At 72.2% G+C, this 16,167-nt stretch carries 14 protein-coding genes; 2 read left to right on the forward strand and 12 right to left on the reverse strand.

Annotated features, from left to right (window positions below; translation table 11 throughout):
- The first annotated feature begins 104 nt into the window (after nucleotides 1-104).
- Nucleotides 105-2,636 (forward strand): SpoIIE family protein phosphatase, encoded by a 2,532-nt coding sequence (locus ACZ58V_RS39975; protein ID WP_471296179.1) that lies wholly within the window; start codon nucleotides 105-107, stop codon nucleotides 2,634-2,636.
- A 103-nt stretch (nucleotides 2,637-2,739) separates the two neighbouring features.
- Complete coding sequence (locus ACZ58V_RS39980; protein ID WP_184598941.1) at nucleotides 2,740-3,162, forward strand: DUF350 domain-containing protein; 423 nt, start codon at nucleotides 2,740-2,742, stop codon at nucleotides 3,160-3,162.
- Between the two features lie 64 nt (nucleotides 3,163-3,226).
- Here the strand turns inward: ACZ58V_RS39980 and ACZ58V_RS39985 are convergent, their stop codons facing one another.
- The 12 genes from ACZ58V_RS39985 to ACZ58V_RS40040 all read right to left on the reverse strand — a co-directional run bounded on the left by ACZ58V_RS39985 (nucleotide 3,227) and on the right by ACZ58V_RS40040 (nucleotide 16,041).
- On the reverse strand, nucleotides 3,227-4,282 hold the full coding sequence (locus ACZ58V_RS39985; protein ID WP_471296181.1) for an NAD(P)/FAD-dependent oxidoreductase: 1,056 nt from the start codon (nucleotides 4,280-4,282) through the stop codon (nucleotides 3,227-3,229).
- A 10-nt stretch (nucleotides 4,283-4,292) separates the two neighbouring features.
- A complete protein-coding gene (locus ACZ58V_RS39990) occupies nucleotides 4,293-4,811 on the reverse strand; it encodes an isoprenylcysteine carboxyl methyltransferase family protein (protein ID WP_471296184.1) in 519 nt (172 codons plus the stop codon).
- Nucleotides 4,808-5,896, reverse strand: a complete 1,089-nt coding sequence (locus tag ACZ58V_RS39995) for a type III polyketide synthase (RefSeq protein WP_468198019.1) — start codon at nucleotides 5,894-5,896, stop codon at nucleotides 4,808-4,810. The genes ACZ58V_RS39990 and ACZ58V_RS39995 overlap by 4 nt, the downstream gene beginning before the upstream one ends.
- Nucleotides 5,897-5,990: 94 nt before the next feature.
- On the reverse strand, nucleotides 5,991-6,842 hold the full coding sequence (locus tag ACZ58V_RS40000; protein WP_471296187.1) for a UbiA family prenyltransferase: 852 nt from the start codon (nucleotides 6,840-6,842) through the stop codon (nucleotides 5,991-5,993).
- Nucleotides 6,843-6,847: 5 nt separating this feature from the next.
- Nucleotides 6,848-7,018, reverse strand: coding sequence for a hypothetical protein (locus ACZ58V_RS40005; RefSeq protein ID WP_471296189.1), 171 nt, complete (start codon nucleotides 7,016-7,018; stop codon nucleotides 6,848-6,850).
- A 76-nt stretch (nucleotides 7,019-7,094) separates the two neighbouring features.
- Complete coding sequence (locus tag ACZ58V_RS40010; protein ID WP_471296191.1) at nucleotides 7,095-7,595, reverse strand: hypothetical protein; 501 nt, start codon at nucleotides 7,593-7,595, stop codon at nucleotides 7,095-7,097.
- A gap of 103 nt (nucleotides 7,596-7,698) precedes the next feature.
- Complete coding sequence (locus ACZ58V_RS40015) at nucleotides 7,699-10,635, reverse strand: hypothetical protein (RefSeq protein ID WP_471296194.1); 2,937 nt, start codon at nucleotides 10,633-10,635, stop codon at nucleotides 7,699-7,701.
- 2 nt (nucleotides 10,636-10,637) lie between these two features.
- Nucleotides 10,638-12,503: an HSP90 family protein gene (locus ACZ58V_RS40020; protein ID WP_471296196.1), complete on the reverse strand. Its 1,866-nt coding sequence runs from the start codon at nucleotides 12,501-12,503 to the stop codon at nucleotides 10,638-10,640.
- Nucleotides 12,504-12,597: 94 nt separating this feature from the next.
- Nucleotides 12,598-13,584: a hypothetical protein gene (locus tag ACZ58V_RS40025; protein ID WP_468198032.1), complete on the reverse strand. Its 987-nt coding sequence runs from the start codon at nucleotides 13,582-13,584 to the stop codon at nucleotides 12,598-12,600.
- Between the two features lie 125 nt (nucleotides 13,585-13,709).
- The gene (locus tag ACZ58V_RS40030) at nucleotides 13,710-13,937 is read right to left on the reverse strand and encodes a hypothetical protein (protein ID WP_468198034.1); all 228 of its coding nucleotides are present in this window, start codon (nucleotides 13,935-13,937) and stop codon (nucleotides 13,710-13,712) included.
- 54 nt (nucleotides 13,938-13,991) lie between these two features.
- Nucleotides 13,992-14,654, reverse strand: coding sequence for a hypothetical protein (locus ACZ58V_RS40035; protein WP_471296199.1), 663 nt, complete (start codon nucleotides 14,652-14,654; stop codon nucleotides 13,992-13,994).
- Between the two features lie 181 nt (nucleotides 14,655-14,835).
- Nucleotides 14,836-16,041, reverse strand: a complete 1,206-nt coding sequence (locus ACZ58V_RS40040; RefSeq protein ID WP_471296201.1) for a glycoside hydrolase family 64 protein — start codon at nucleotides 16,039-16,041, stop codon at nucleotides 14,836-14,838.
- Between the last annotated feature and the right edge of the window lie 126 nt (nucleotides 16,042-16,167).

The raw sequence follows: 16,167 nt of genomic DNA on the forward strand, positions 1-16,167 counted from the left end.
CCGCCGGCCGGGTGGCTTCGGCGGCCGTCTTGTACCTGGAAGGCCGAGCCGCGCACCAGGGGACCTCACCTTGCCCGCGGTCGGACGACCTAGGTAGGCGGATCATGAGGACACGGCCCGGGGGTGGGAGCAGACGACTGGGGCTGACGAGCACCTCGGTCCTGGCGAGCGGCTTCCTGGCGGTGTTGATCGGTGTCGCGTTCGCCGTCCTGCTGCAGGTCATCGGTGACTCTCGCGGCTTCACGGCCGACGCGCGGGCCTCTCGCGAGGCCATCACCGATGCCAGCACGATGGAACAGCATCTGATCGACCTGGAGACCGGGCAGCGCGGCTTCGTCATCACCCGGGACGAGGCCTTCCTTCAGCCCTGGCAAGCGGCGCGGGACAGCTATCCGGCCGAGGCCAGGCGGTTCCTGGCGTCGGCGACCTCCCCGGAACAGCGGCGTCTCGCGGGACAGATCAACAGGGACATCGGCTTCTTCCTCACGGACTACTCGGTACCGCTGGTCGAGGCGGTTCGGCGGGACGACCCCTCGGCCTCGAGTCCGGCGGTGACGGCTGAGGGCAAGCGGCGGGTGGACGCGCTGCGGGCCCGGTTCACGACGTACATCACCGATGAGCGGGCCAAACTCCAGGAGCGCCAGGACGCCACGGACGCCAGCGCCCAGCGGGCGGTGGTCGTGGCGTGCGCGGGACTGGCCGGGCTGACCGGGCTCATCGTCACGCTCACCGTGTTCCAGCACCGGTCCATCGTGCGGCCGCTGCGGCGCGCGGCCTCGGCTGCCGGGCGGCTGGCGAAGGGCGATCTGGAGGTGCGGGTGCCTTCCAGCAGGGTGGCGGAGGTCGCCGCGCTGGCAGAGTCGTTCAACACCATGGCCGCCTCGTTGCAGGAGAGCCGCGCGCGGACCGAGGAAGCACGTGAGCGTCTGGAGTTCTTGTACACGCGCCTGGAGCTGCTGTACGGGGCGAGTGTGTCGGTGGGGACGGGGCTGGATGTGGAGCAGACGGCTCGCGAGTTGGCGGGGGTGGCGGTGCCGGGGTTCGCCGACTTCACCACCGTCGACCTGCTGGAACCGGTTCTGCGCGGCGACGAGCCGACCGCCGGAGTCGATACGCGGCTGCGCCGGGTGGCCGCGGACGGTGTCCGGGACGACGCCCCTTTGCTGGGTCTGGCAGACCCGCCGGACCTGACCTCGCCCCCGCCTGAGTCCCGGGCGCCGCTCTCCGGGCGGGCCAGGCTCGACGCGGACCTGCGGGAGAGCACCGAGTGGGCGTCGGAGCAGCCGGAGGCGGCGGCGCGCGTCCTCGCGTACGGCATCCACTCCAGGATCAGGACACCGCTGCGGGCGAGAGGGATGACGGTGGGCACGGTGGACTTCTGGCGCAGCCGACCCGATCCGTTCGGGCCCGACGATGTCGCCTTCGCCGAGGAGCTGGCCGCCAAGGCGGCGGTCGCCGTCGACAACGCGCGCCGGTACACCCGGGAGCGGTCCACCGCGCTGGCCCTGCAGCGTCACCTGCTGCCGCGGCGTCTGCCCCACCAGACGGCCGTGGAGGTGGCCGCCCGCTACCTGCCCGCCAAGACGCGGACCGGGGTCGGCGGTGACTGGTACGACGTGATCCCGCTGTCGGGCAGCCGGGTCGCCCTGGTCGTCGGGGACGTCGTCGGGCACGGTCTCCAGGCCTCCGCGGCCATGGGTCGGCTGCGCACCGCCGTGCGCACGCTGGCTGATGTCGACCTGCCGCCCGACGAACTGCTCACCCACCTCGACGACCTCATCCTGCACCTCTCCGAAGGCGAACCCTTGCCGGGCGGACACGGGGACGACGAAGGGGTGGACGGCTTCTGGTTCTCCGCGGCGGACCTCGGTGCCACCTGTCTGTACGCGGTGTACGACCCGGTCTCCCGCCGGTGCACGCTGGCCGCGGCCGGGCACCCGATGCCCGCTGTCCTGGCTCCGGACGGCACGGTGCACGTCGTGTCCGGCCATGTCGGACCCCCGCTGGGGATCGGCGGCCTCCCCTTCGAAGTCACCGATCTGGAACTGGACGCCGGGAGTGTGCTCGCCCTGTACACGGACGGCCTTGTCGAGGCGCGCCACCGGGACATCGACGTCGGGCTGGCCGAGTTGTGCCTCGCCCTGGCGCGGCCCGCGGAGTCTCTGGAGGAAGCGTGTGACACCGTGATCGGTTCCCTGCTCACCGACCGGGCGGCCGACGACGTGGCGCTGCTGCTGGCCCGCACCCGCGCTCTGCCGGCGGAGCATGTCGCGACGTGGCAGGTTCCGGCGGAGCCGGTCCAGGTGGAGCGTGCTCGCAAGCTGGTCGTCGATCAGCTCGACGCCTGGGGGCTGGCGGAGGCGACGTTCGTCATCGAGCTGGTGGTGAGCGAGCTGGTCACCAACGCCATCCGTTACGGGCACCCCCCGATCCAGCTCCGGCTGATCCGCGATCACACGCTGATCTGCGAGGTGTCCGACACCAGCAGCACCGCACCGCATCTGCGGCGTGCCCGGGCCTTCGACGAGGGCGGGCGCGGACTGCTTCTCGTCGCCCAGCTCACCCAGAGCTGGGGCACCCGGCAGACGACCACGGGCAAGACCATCTGGTGCGAGCTGGCGCTGCCCCCACCGTGACAGCGCCAGGGGGGCCGGTCGGGGCGCCGAACAGGTGCGTTACATTTTGCTGTTCCTTGACCGCGATCATTCACGATCTCTCACGCTACGGAGCCGCCCACCCATGAGCGACATCGTCAACGGACTTGGCAGGGCCACCGCTTACGGCGGACTGGGACTGGTTCTGCTGGTCCTCGGCATCGTCCTGGTCGACGTGCTCACGCCCGGAAAGCTGGGCCGGCAGATCTGGGAGCAGCGCAACCGCAACGCCGCGATGGTGCTCAGCTCCGCGCTGCTCGGTATCGGTGGCATCGTGTTCACGTCCATCTGGACGACCTACGAGGACTTCGGCAAGGGACTCGTCTCGACCGCCGCGTTCGGGCTGCTGGGTCTGGTGATGATGGCGGTGGCGTTCCTGGTGGTGGACCTGATCACGCCGGGGCGCCTGGGCGCGGCGCTGGTCGAGCCGGAGCCGCACCCCGCGGTCTGGGTGACGGCGTCCTGCAATCTCGCGGTGTCGGCCATCCTGTCGGCGTCCATCGCCTGACGCGGTCTTCCCGACGAGTGGGCCTGTCAGCCCCCTGCTGGACGCTCCGGCAGGGGGCTGACCCCTACCCGGTCGGCCGGCCGGCCCCGGACGGCTCCCCCGCCGGCCGCGCCAGCATGCCGACGGCCGCGGAGAACAGCCACGGCAGGCGTTGTGCGATGGGCACCAGCGCCGCGCGGGCCGGGAGCGGTCTCGTCGCGCCGAGGAGCGCGTGCGTCAGCCAGCGGTAGCGCCGGGTGAGCTGCCGCCACTCCCTCTCGTAGGACATCAGGTCACCGGCGGTGACGGCCCGGACCGAGGCGGACGCCTGCGCGAGCGCCAGGGCGATGCCCTCGCCGGTCAGTGCGTCGACGTAGCCGGCGGCATCGCCCACGAGCAGCACCCGGCCGGCCGTGCGCGCGCTCGCGGTCTGGCGGAACGGGCCCGCGCCCCGTACCGGTCCGGCGGGGACGGACCCGGCCAGCCGGTCCCGCAGCTCGGGGAAGGCGGCGAGGTGGTCGTCGTAGGGGCGGCGGGCGGTGGTGAGGACCGCGACGCCCACGAGGTCGTCGGCCACCGGCGTCACATAGGCCTCCGCTTCGCGGGACCAGTGGACCTCGACGTGGTCGCTCCAGGGGGCGAGCGTGTAGTGGCGCCGCAGGCCGTGCCGCGGACGGGCCCGGCGCGGGTGGTTCAGTCCGAGGGCGCGGCGGATCGGCGAGTGGAGGCCGTCGGCCGCCACGAGGTGGTGAGCGCGGGTGCCGTCGACCGTCACCCCGTCCTGGTCCTGCTCGATGTGACGCGCGGTGCGCTGGTCGACGCGTACGCCCGCTGCCAGCACCGCCTCGCGCAGCAGCGCGTGCAACGTCGTACGGCGCACCCCGCGCCCCGGGCCCGCTCGGAAGTCGGCGTCGACGCGGCGGGGACCGGCCACGTAGCGGATTCCTCGCAGGTCGTGCCCTGGCGGGTGCACGCCCAGTGCGGCCAGGGCGGTGACGGCGCCCGGCATCAGGCCCTCGCCGCATGCCTTGTCGACGATGCCGGGGCGCTGCTCCCAGACGGAGACGTCGAGCCCGGCCCGGGCCGCGTGCAGGGCGGTGGCCAGGCCCGCGGGTCCGCCGCCGACGACGAGCAGATCCATGGGTGTCTCCTCAGGCCAGCCGTGCCAGGGCGGCGTCCTCGGCGCGGATGCGGGTGGCGAGCAGGGATGCGTTCAGCGCGGTGAAGACGATCGCCGTGGCCCAGGCCGAGTGGACGAGGGGCAGCGCGAGCCCTTCGACGGCGACGGCGACGTAGTTCGGGTGCGGGATCCAGCGGTAGGGTCCGCCGGTCACTCGCGCGGCGCCGGGTACGACGATCACCCGGGTGTTCCACTGCCGGCCGAGGGTGGCAATGCACCACCAGCGCAGCCCCTGCGCGATCGCGACGAGGACGAGCATGGTCCAGGCCAGGACCGGTACGACGTCCGGGCGGCTCAGCCACACCTCCGCGAGGGCGCCGACGAGCAGGCCCGTGTGCAGCACCACCATGAACGGGTAGTGCCCCCGGCCGGACTCCACGCCGCCCCGCGCGAGGCTCCACGCGGCGTTGCGGCGCGAGACGGCCAGTTCGGCCACCCGCTCCAGGGCCACGGCCAGCACCAGGATCGTGAACAGGGTCTCGCTGGTCACTGCCCACCGCCCGGTGCGCGAAGGAGCACGAGTTCGGAGCAGAAACCGGGGCCCATGGCGAGCATGAGCCCGTAGGAGCCGGGCGGTGGCGGTCGGTCGGCGAGCGTGTCCGCCAGCACATGCAGCACCGAGGAGGAGGACAGGTTGCCGATCCGGCGCAGCGAGTCCCAGGTCACGCCCAACGCCTCCCGCTCGACGCCGAGGGCGTCCTGCAACGCCTCGAGGACCTTGGGGCCGCCGGGGTGCGCGACGTACCAGTCGAGATCGCCGCAGGTCAGGCCGTGATCGGCGAGGAAGCCGCGGACGTCGTCGCCGACGTGGCGGCGCACCAGGTCGGGGACCGCGGAGTCGAGCACGACTCTGAACCCGCCGGAGCCGATCTCCCAGCCCATCATGCGTTCCGAGTCGGGGTAGAGACGGCTGCGCGAGGCGAGGACTTCGGGAGCGGCGGGGTCGTCGGACTGTGCGAGAGGGTGCTCGGACCCGACTGCGACCACCGCCGCGGCGCCGTCCCCGAACAGCCCGCTGGCCACGAAGTTGGCGACCGAGGTGTCGTCGCGCTGGAGCGTGAGGGAGCACAACTCGACCGACATCAGCACCGCCACCGCGTCCGGGCGGCCCCGCAGCAGGTCGTGCAGGCGGGCGATGCCGGCCGCGCCGGCGACGCAGCCGAGGCCGACGAGAGGAAGGCGCACCACGTCGGGGCGCAGCCCGATCTCCGCCGCGACGCGGGCCTCGAGGGAGGGCACGGCCAGGCCGGTCACCGTGCACGAGACGATGTAGTCGACGTCGGCCGGTGTGAGATCGACGCTCTTCAGCGCGTCGACGACCGCGCGACCGCCGAGTTCGACGCCGGCCCGGATGAAGACGTCGTTCGACTGGCCGAAATCCACGATCCGGCCGTACTCCTCCAGCGGGAGCACGGTGTGCCGGGTCTCGACACCCACGTTGCGGTGGAACCGTTCGACGACGCCGCGATCGATCGTGTTCCCGACCAGCGTGGTGGTGATGGACTCGGTGATCTCCTCCTGCCGGTGGCAGTGCTCGGGCAGGGTGCCGCGGACGCTGAGGACGCGCATGGTCATGCTGGCTCCTGGGATCGGGCGGTGGGGGGCGGCGAGCACCCGGCCGGCGCGGTCGAGTGGGGCCGCCGGGGCGGTCGGGAGGTCTGCCGCGCCATCAGCCGGCTGTCAGCAGCACGACGTCGAGCAGCGCGATGGTCACCGCGGCGCGGAAAGGAGCGCGCCCGCGGGCGCACAGCGTGACCACCGCGAGGACGACCACCAGGGCCAGGGCCGGCCATGTCCACGCGGGAGGGGAACCGGCGGGACCGGCCACGGCGAGCACCGAGGCGGCGGTGAGCAGCACGGCGGCCAGCACGCGCGAGCGGTGTTCGCCGATCCGGTGCGGCAGGCCGCGGACACCGGTGCGTTCGTCGTCGGCGAGGTCGGGCAGCACGTTGAGCAGATGCGCTCCGACGCCGAGCGCGGCGCCGGCACCGGTCATCCACCATGGAGCCCAGTCCGGGGCCGGGCCGGCGAGGGTGACGACCGAGGGCAGCGTCCCGAAGCCGCACGCGTACGGCGCCCAGGACCACGGGGTCGCCTTGAGCCCGAGGTTGTAGGCGTGGCCCGCGCCGGTGGCGAGGACGACATTGACCAGGGCGCTGCGCCAGCCGCCGAGCGCGGACAGCACGAGGGAGGCGACCGCGGCCACGCCCAGGGCCCGCGCCACCCAGCCGACCGGGAGGGAGCCGACGGCCAACGGCTTGTCGGTGCGGCCCACGGCACGGTCGCGCGCGAGGTCGAGCAGGTCGTTGCCCCAGCCGATGGTGAGCTGGCCGGTGAACACCGCCGCCGTGACGGCGACGGCGGGGAACGGGTGCAGGCCGCCGCGGAGCGCCAGCAGGCCCGTGATGACGGTGACCGCCAGAGCGGGCCCGCCGTGGGCGGCGGCGAGCAGCGCGAGCACACGCGGCGGTCTGGGGCGGGCCGGGGTCGTGTCGGCCGTGTTGGCCGCGTCGGTGGTCACCGGCGTCACCTCGCCGCTTCCAGCGCCTGAGGAGTCTGGCAGGTCGGGTGGCCGCATGCGTCGGGGCCGCCGGGCCGCCGCCGGGCGCGGCCGACGAGGGCGTGCGTGCCCTCGGCCCGTGGGCGGCGTCCGGCGGAGCCGGTGTGTCCGGTCGACCCGGTGAGCACGATGCGCATGGAGCATCGGTCCCACATTGCCCGTCCGCTCACACGAGGCGGTCAGGCATCCGGTGGAATCGGCATGCCCGGAGTGCTAGGCGGCGTCGTGGATGACGAGCTTGAACTCGGCGAGGGTCAGGAGGCGGGAGGCGGCGTCGTTGTGCGTGACGCGGAGTGCGACCGGGGTGCCCGGGGCGACGAAGATGCCGTGGTTCTTGACGTAGTACTGGCCTCCTGGTGTCGGTGTGCGGTGCTCGGTCGCCGTGGTGTCGTTGGGGTTGGGCGTCAGGCCCAGCGGGTCACGGACGTACTGGTCGCGCAGCTCGGTGTAGCCGCCCGTGCCGCTGGCGGACTCCCACTGGATCATCGCGTGCAGATGGCCCCAGCCGGCTTTGGACGGCCAGATCAGGCCGCTGCGGTCGTCTGTCGCCCAGTTGCTCACCACGTAGCCGTCGGGCTGGACGGCCTGGTGCATCTCGAATGTGTCCGTCGGCTCCGCCGCGCCGAAGGGGAACCGCACGATCTTGTACGTGGTTCCCGGCGCGATGAGCTGAGGGGTGTCGACCTTGAGCGAGCAGACCTGGACTCCGGGCACAACGCCACCTTCCGTAGACCTGGTTCAGCTCTGCCCGCCGTCGGCCGACGGCATGCCCGTGCCGGTGCGGCCCGCCGTGGGCGGGGCGCTCACCCCCGCCGGGTCACTCCTCGTCGCGAAGTCGGGCCGCCAAGGACGTCAGCGACTCGGTCTCCTCGGTGTGGCCCAGGGCGGTCAGGCGGGAGACCGCCGCGTCGAGGCGGGTGAGGGCGGGAGCGGGGCGTTCCAGGTAGATGCCCTCCACGGCACCCGCGAGGCGGACGCACTCGGCCCATTCCTCGGCTCGGTCGTCCTCCTCTCCCGGCTCGCCGAGCAGGGTGAGGGCCTTGTCCAGGGCGGCCAGCGCGTCCTCGTACTCGCCTGCGTAGGCGTTGACCCGCCCGTATTCGTAGGCCAGGGCCGTGTCCAGGGAGCGGCCGCGTGCCTCGTACTCGGCGGCGCGGGCCTCGTCGGCGATCCGGCCCGCGTCGGCGAGCAGGGCGAGGGCGTCGGGCAGGCCGTCGGGTCCCTGCTGCTGGGCCTGGAGGCGGGCGAGTTCGCGCAGGCAGTTGCTGAGCTGCTCGTAGCGCGGGGCCCGGGCATGGGCGGCGCGTGCCTGGTCCGCGACTTCGCGGGCCCGGCCGAACTCGCCGGACTCGCCGAGGAGTACGGCGGTCTCGGCGGCGATCATGGCGTGGCTCCCCGGGTCGTCGTCCCAGCCGGCCGACTCGGCCGCGAGGGCGACGAACTCCGCCGTGGCGGCCTTGAGATCCTCCCCCGCGTGCAGCGCGCGGGCGCGGGTCAGGCGCAGCTGGGCGACGAGCCGGTCGTCCAGCTCTCCGGCGGCGTCGGGTTCGGCCAGCAGGGAGTCGAGCAGGGCGATGCAGTCCTCGACGCGGCCCAGGTCGAGGCTGAGCTGGGCCGCGTTGCCGTAGGCGCAGAACGCGTCCGTGCGGCTGCCGCGGCGGAGGTCCAGCTCCGCGGAGCGCGTCAGGTGCCGCAGTGCCTCGTCGGGACGGCCCAGGTGCATGCAGGCCTCGGCCAGATCGCCGTGGAGGCGGGTGGTGTCGACCGTGTCGGCCGGCCAGTCGGCGGCCAGTCGCAGGCCCTCGGTCAGGTCCGCGTGCGCGGCCTGGGCGTCCTGGAGGCCGAGCTGGAGCCGGCCGCGCAGTCCGAGCGTGCGGGGCAGATGCCAGGCGGGGCCCTGCGCCTTCAGCCGGTCGAGGAGGGCGTCGATCTCGGTGACCGCGGCGGGCAGGTCGCCGGAGATGGCGTATGTGCTGGCCCGCAGCAGCAGGGCGCCGGAGACCTGGCCGGCGACGTCGTGCCGGGTGGCGAACGCGTGCAGCTGGTCCACCTCCGCGAAGACCGGCGCGATGTGGTCCTCGCTTCGCGATGTCTGCAGGCGCAGGGCGAGGGCGGTGGCCCGCATCCGGAGCAGGCGGGCCTCCAGGTACGGGGCGAGGTCGGGCGTCTCCTCGTGCAGGCGGACCATAGCGGCGTGGGCGGCGGTCAGCGTGGCGGCCTTCGTCCCGGCTTCGTCGGCGTCCTCCGCGGGGAGCTCGGCCGTGGCGAGCAGGGCACAGGCGCGGGCGAGCGCCGCGTGACCCGGCGCTGCGGCGTCGTCGTACAGGGCCGCGGCCTCCTCGTGGAGGGCGGCCGAGTCGGCAAACTCGTCCTTCTCGCCCGCCCGGTTGGCCTCTTCGGCCAGCAGGTCCGCGCGCAGCAGTACGAGCGGGCCCACGGCCGGGTCGTCGGGGTGGGTGTAGTCACGGGCGGCGACGAGCGTGCGCAGCCGCGCCCAGCAGGCCTGTGCGTCCGGGTGTCCCTGCTCGTCCAGGGTCCGTGCCCGGCGGATGAGTTCGGGCAGCGACTCGGGGACGGCGGCCGCTGTGCGGGCGGCGGTCGCGGCCACCGGGGCGGCCGGGGCCACGTCGTCGAGGCTGCGGGGCCGCAGGGTCAGTTCCAGCGACTCCAGGAGCGGGGCGCGGTCGAGGCGGGCCCCGCGGCGGTCGGTGTGGGCCGTGGTTCCGTTGCGGGTGTCGAAGCGGGCGGCGAGGTCGTCGGCGCGGCTCCGCACCTCGGCGCGCAGGCCGGCCACCGTCCAGGTGCGGCCCGCGTAGCCGGGGGCGGGCAGTTCGCCGTGGCCGAGGAGCTCCACCCGCTGGAGGAGGACCTCCACGCCGGTGAGGAAGCCGAGCAGGTCCAGCGGCGAGTCCACCTCGTCGAACAGGCTCCGGTTCTCGGCGAGCAGTTCCAGGCCGCGTGCCTCGTTGCCGGTCAGCGCGCAGAACTCCAGGTGTCTTCCGACCTCCTGGGCCATCGAGGGGTTGCGGCGGCAGCCGCGGTACCCGGCGAGGTGCAGTTCGCGGGCCCGGTCGGTGCCGCCGGTGCGCAGCAGGGGCAGCAGTGCGTACGAGACGGAGCGGGCCGGTTCCTCCTGGCAGGATTCCTTCCCGGCCAGGACGGGTTCCCAGGCGCGCAGCGCCCGCTCGTCGTCGCCGGCCGTGAGGTGGTGGAGGGCGCGCTCGCAGGTTTCGCAGGCCTCGCAGTCACTCAGCCTGGTGCGGGTGCGGCTCGCCCACAGCTCGTAGGCGAGGGTGGTGTTCTCACCGACGTGGACGGCGAGCTGGTACGCCTGTCCGTAGTAGGGCTGGAGGCCGAGGCCGGCTTTCTCGTACCGGTCGCGCATCTCCTGCTGCCACTGGCGCAGGCTGGCCAGGGGTATCTCGGGCAGCGCGCGCAAGGCGTTGGCGACCCACTTGAACCGCCAGAACAGCATGTGGCGCAGGCGCTCGTCGAAGACGTCGGGCTGCTCGTCGAAGAGGGCCAGCAGGCGTGCGAAGACGACGGGCGACTTCCGGGGTTCGGAGCCGTAGGTGTACGCCTCCTGCAGTTCGAGGAGCGCGTGGACGAGCGGGACGGTCTCGGCGAACTGCTCGGCGGCGTCGACAAGTTCCTCGGCCGTGACGGTGCGGGTGCGGCCGTAGGGGCGCCGGTCGTTCTCCTGGAGCGCCTGGTACAGCTCGTCCGTGTTCTGGGGATGGGGTGCGGTCGGCATCGTCAGCTGTCCTTGCGGAGGGCGTGGGCGAGGAGGTCGAGGAAGGAGCGGTTGATGAGGCTCGACTCGGCGGGTCTGAGCGGGCGCCGGGACAGCATCGCTGCCTGCCCGTAGAGGGCTTCGGCGCTGGTGCGGGCCAGTTCGGGTTCGTCGATGGTGACGGCGGTGCGCACCAGCGGGTTGAGCTGGTTGAGGATCAGCTGGGCCCGCGGGGCCTCCTGGCGCAGGGCGCCGAGGATGTCGCCCCACAGGCCGCCCTCCTGCTCGCGGGCGAGCTGGGAGCGGGTGCGTTCGTGGCGTGCCTCGCGGCTGTCGACGAGGAGGGCGGGTGCGGAGGCGGGCTGGAAGGTGCGCAGCGCCACGTCGCAGTCGAAGACGGCGAGGGCGTCGCGGGCCTGGGCGAGGTAGGCCGCGGCGGCCAGCTCCGTCTCCCGGTCGACGGGGTCGAGGTGGGCGGTGAGGGTCGCCGGGTCGAGGTCGGCGACGGCGGCCTCGGGCCTGATCTCGGGGAGCCGGTGGACCAGTTCCCGGTCGTAGGTGTAACCGCCGTTGACGACGCCGAGGCCGGCGGCCGAGGCGATCGCGGCGACCTGCCGGAACTCCTCCACGCTCGATGTCACGAGCACGGTGCGGTGGGTGCGGGCGAACTCGTCGAGGGTGGTGTGCCCGTCGGTGGTCTCGAACGGCAGCCAGGGCAGCAGCATCCGCAGGATTTCGTCGTCGTGCACGGCGAGCGACTTCACGGCCAGGTGGTGGGCCTGGAGGAAGCGGTGGAGCAGGTCCGGGTCGCTGGCGGCGGCCCGGGCGATCCAGGCGCGCAGCCGCTCGGCGAGGGCGTCGCGGACGGCGGCGAGGGTGTCGTCCTCGTACAGGGACTCGCGGGACGCGGTCGGGCGCAGGCTCTCGGCGTCGACGACGCAGCGGACGAAGAAGGCCCACTCGGGCAGGATCTCCTCGGCCTGCTCGGACAGCAGCATGCCCTTGACGTGCACGCGGTGGCCGTGGCGGCGTCCGGCCGGCACCGTCTCGGGCAGCACGCAGGCGATGCCCTTCAGGCCTACGGCCGGAAGGTCGAGTTCGATGGTGTCCAGCGGGGTGAATCCGAAGACCTCTTCGCCGTACGCGGCGAGCGCGCGGGAGCGGGCGCCCGGGGTGGGGTACGTACGGGACCAGGGGGCGGGCTCGGGGTTGACGGACGCTCCCGGGCCGACTGCGCCACCGGTGCTGCCTGTGCTGTCGTCGAAGGTCACCGGGTGGCGCAGCAGGGAGCCGAAGTGGCGGGCCAGCGCGTGCACCTGGGCCGGGCGGGTCCACTCGCCCGCGTCCGCGCGCGGTGTCAGGGTGACAGTGGTGCCGGGGCGGGGGCGGGCGGAGGCGGGCAGGGTGCGGACGGTGTAGCTGCCGTCGCCGCGGCCGCGCCATTCCACGGCGGGTGCGTCGGGGGTGCGGGCGGAGCGGCTGAGGACGTGGATCTCGTCCGCGACCAGGAAGCAGGAGAGCAGGCCGATGCCGAACTGGCCGATGAAGTCGGCGCGTTGCTCGGCTATGCGCTCTGCGCGCTTGCTGCTGCGGCCGATGGTGGCGAGGAAGGTATGCACGTCGGCCTCGGTGAGACCGACGCCGTCGTCCTCGACGCGTACCACCGAGCCGTCGGCGTGCAGGCGGATGCCGAAGGCGTCGGCGGGGGCGTCCGGTTCGAGGGCCCGCCGGGCGGTGAGTGCGTCCACCGCGTTCTGCATCAGTTCACGCAGGTAGACGCGGGGGCTGGAGTAGAGGTGGTGGGAGAGGAGGTCGACGAGGCCGCGCAGATCCACCTGGAAGGTGCGGTCGGCGCCGGCCGGGTTCGCGGCGGTGTCGGGCAGAGTCATCAGAGCAGTCCGGGTGGGAGGGGTGACGTGGGCGGGTGGGAGCGCTGTGCGCTCAGGCCCGGCGGTGGGGGTGGCGCGCGGGCACGGCGTGCGCTCAGGCGCGGCGCTGGTGACGGGCGAACTGCTTCTCGGGGTCCGCGAAGTAGGTCCAGGGCCACTTGGTGTAGGCACCGTCCAGCGTCTGGAAGACGCGCCGGACCGTGTGGCGCTCACCGGCCAGCGAGAGGGCCATGGCGAACATGTTGAAGTCGTGCTGCCAGCCCGGGCGCCACACGTAGGCGGGGTGGAGGATGCTGTGGTCGGCCGCTTCTCGCAACTGCGCCTGGATCTCGGAGGTTTCGAGGTAGTCCCCGCGCTCCGACTCGACCCACTCCTCGATGTACGCCATGGCGATCACGCAGCCGAGGCGGTGGCCCTCCGGGGCTCGGGAGGCGGCTTCCTGGGCGAACGCCAGGGCCTGCCCCGGCTTGCCGCCCCAGCGGGGCTGCAGCTGCGACAGCCGCTCGACGTGGGTCTCCAGGTCCAGCGGGTCGCGACGCAGGGCGGCTTCGAGCCGGGTCTCGTTGACGGCGGGGCCCAGCGACATGCCACGGCCGGAGGTGAGCAGGCGGCGCCACGGGGTGACCCAGTCCGGCCGCAACTCGGCGGCCTCGAGCAGCTGCTCCTCGGCGATCTCGAGCCGCTCGTGGAAGACCCGCCACTGCTCCTGCGTGACGTTCACGGCGCGGTCGGCTGTGCGTGCTTCCCAGCCCCAGCTGATGTGGCGTGTCCCGGATATCAGGAGGGCCGTCGCCCGGTGTTCCTTGTCCTCCTCGACGGCCCGGCCGATCCAGTTCTGCACCCCGTCCAGGTCGGCCAGTTCGCCGAGGACCAGGTGATCGCGGCCGAGGTCGAAGGGGGCCAGCGCCGCCTTGACCGCCTCCCAGTCACCGGCGTCGGCCGCCTCCACCAGTGCGAGCACGCGCGCGTCCCCGAGCGCGCGCAGCGTGTACATGCCGTTCTTCTGCCTGCGCGGGACGGGAAGGGCGTGCGGATCGGCCGCCGGTCTCTCCGCACCCCTCCCGAACAGCTTGCCGAACATGCCGCGCCCTCCCCTGGTCCCGCGTGATCGTCCGGAGCAGCATAGACCGCCCCACTGACACCGCTTCCACAGGGTTTTCACCGGTACTTCACGGGACCGGTGCACCGTACGGCGGGCGGATCGCGTCACGGTCCGCCGAGTGACGCCACGACGAATGTCAACGGCAGCGTGGCGAGCGCGAGGGCGAGCCCCGCGACCGCCGTCCCCGCACGGATCTCCCGCTTGCCGCGGATCCCCAGGAAGGCGGCGATCAGCGGGAGAACGCAACTCAGGACGAGGCCGAAGTGCCAGCCCTCTTCCTCGATGACGAAGACCGTGGCGGCGAAACAGACCGGCACGGAACCGACGGTCATGACTTGGCAGCGCGAGAGGAAGAGCTCAAGGCCGTCGGCCCCCACCGAACACGCTCATGACCTGGTGAAGACCTTGTCCTGGGTGTCGCCGGTGGAGCACAGCTTCTTCTCGTCGGCTGTCATCTTGCGGGACTTGACCACGACCGCGCTGTGCTTGCCGTCCGTGCCGTTCGGGGCCGGGCCGGTGACCACGTCGGGGACGAACCAGTAGTAGTGATCCCACTTGGGGTCGTCGTAGTGGGTCTGCCAGGTGCCGGATATCCGCTGCATCACCTGGGCGCGGGAGATCCAGCCCACTTCTCCCGGCTTCACGTTCACGGTGAAGGAACTCGTCTCCGTGTGCGAGCTCTGCCAGGTGTAGTTGTACGTCGCGGTGACACTGGCCGTGATGATGCCTTCGATGCCTCCGCCGACGGTGACCGAGCCTCCCACCGAGTGGGAGGAGCCGACGGTGTCGGCCCATGACATCGACTGGGCGGCGGGTGAGTCGGTGCAGTTGAAGAGCAGTTCGGATACCTGACGCGGCGCACCGAGGTACGCCTTGCCGAGCTCCGGGGAATTGAAGGAACACTTCCCCTCTCCGGAAGCGCAGTCGGCCATGATCTGCTCCGCGGTGGGCTGTTCCTCGGCCGCGGCGGGCACGGCCGTCGCGATCACCCCGAGCGCCGTCGCCGTCAACGCCAGCGTGCGTCCGCCGTATCGCAGGGTGTGATTCATCGTCATTTCGTTGGTGCCTCTCACCATCGCATGGGGGACAGTGACCAGACCCTCCTGTTACGGGAGGGTCTGCAGTCACCGCGTGGTGTCAATGAGGCTCACGTAAACCGCAGTTCATCTACACCAAGGAACAGTAAAGTTGTATTTGATTTTCAGAATTGCTGAACCGTCAACTTTGCTGTCAGTTGAACGGGTCGAGGGTGAGATAGGCCTGGCGCGGACTGCCGTCGTGGACGAGTGACTCGTGGTGGCCGACGTCGTCGAAGGCGAACGCGTAGGCCTTGCCGTCGACCGTCTGCGCGTGGATCTTGCGGGCGTAGTGGTTGGTGACGTTGTCCTTGTAGAAGGCGTCGGCGCCGGAGTCCGGCTGGTTGGGGTTGACCAGCAGCGTGGAGCGGTTGAAGCCGGCGCACAGGGTGCGTGAGATCGGGCCGCGGATCAGGTCGTTCGGCGCGTCCAGCCTCCTGTGACAGCCGAAGATCGAAGCGGCGTCCGGTTTTTCGAAGCGGGTGACGGTGGCGCCGGCGCTGTTGGTGAAGTTCATGACGCCGCCGGAGACCCGTCCGTAGTACTTGGTGCCGGGCTGGTCGGCGAACGGCGTGACCGTCAGGGTCGAGGTGGAGTACTTCTGCCAGACGCGGCTGATGTAGTCGTCCATGACGGTGGCCGGCAGCGCGCCGGTCTCCAGTCCGTACAGCGGCGACAGGGCGCGCAGCACGGTGCCGTCGGACCGGGTCTGGATCAGGCTGGCCCAGCCTCCGGGCTGCCCCCTGAGGGCGTTGAAGAAGCCGTTGTATCCACCGGGCTTGAGCCGGCCGGTGCTCGCGGTGCTTCCGTCGGCTCGCTGCACTCCTACCGCGTAGGGCGCGGAGAACATGTCGACCTGTGTGCTGTTGATCCACAGGCCCGAGTCGTTGAGTGTGTACTCCGACCAGTTGAACAGGATGTTCCGGTTGGGGTCGGCCGGGTTCTGCACGGCGGGCTGGACCAGGCCGCCGGTGGTCAGCCTGAACACCAGTTTCTGGCCGTAGGAGAAGTACACGCGGCCGGAGAACTTCGGCATGCGGATCGTCTTCGACTGGCCCGCGGCCGGGCCCGGGATCGATGCGTCGGGTGCGGGGGTCGGCGGGTTTCCGCCCGCCGGCCAGGGGTGGAAGGTGCCGCTCGCGTCGGCCCAGCCCTGCCGTCCGGTCGACAGTTCCGTGCCGAGGTTGTAGATGTACACCTGCTCGCCACGGGCCGAGTTGTTGGTGATCTTCAGGGGGATCGTCGCCGGGACGGCGGCCTGGGCCGGCGCGGCGGCCCCGGTTGCGAGCAGTGAGCCGCTCAGGACCGTCGCGAGGGACAGTCCGATGGCCGTGGCCCGGCGTCTGAGGGTCCGTAACATGCTCTTTCTCCGTTCGGACAGGGGGCCGATGCGGGAAGTTTTGAGAGCGCTCTCAGAGCGTGCCGTGTTGGTACGGACCTGTCAATGCATAGAGACGCACGTCCCGGCGCGCGTGGTCGACGGGCG

The sequence above is a fragment of the Streptomyces sp. NPDC040589 genome (genome assembly GCF_055594445.1).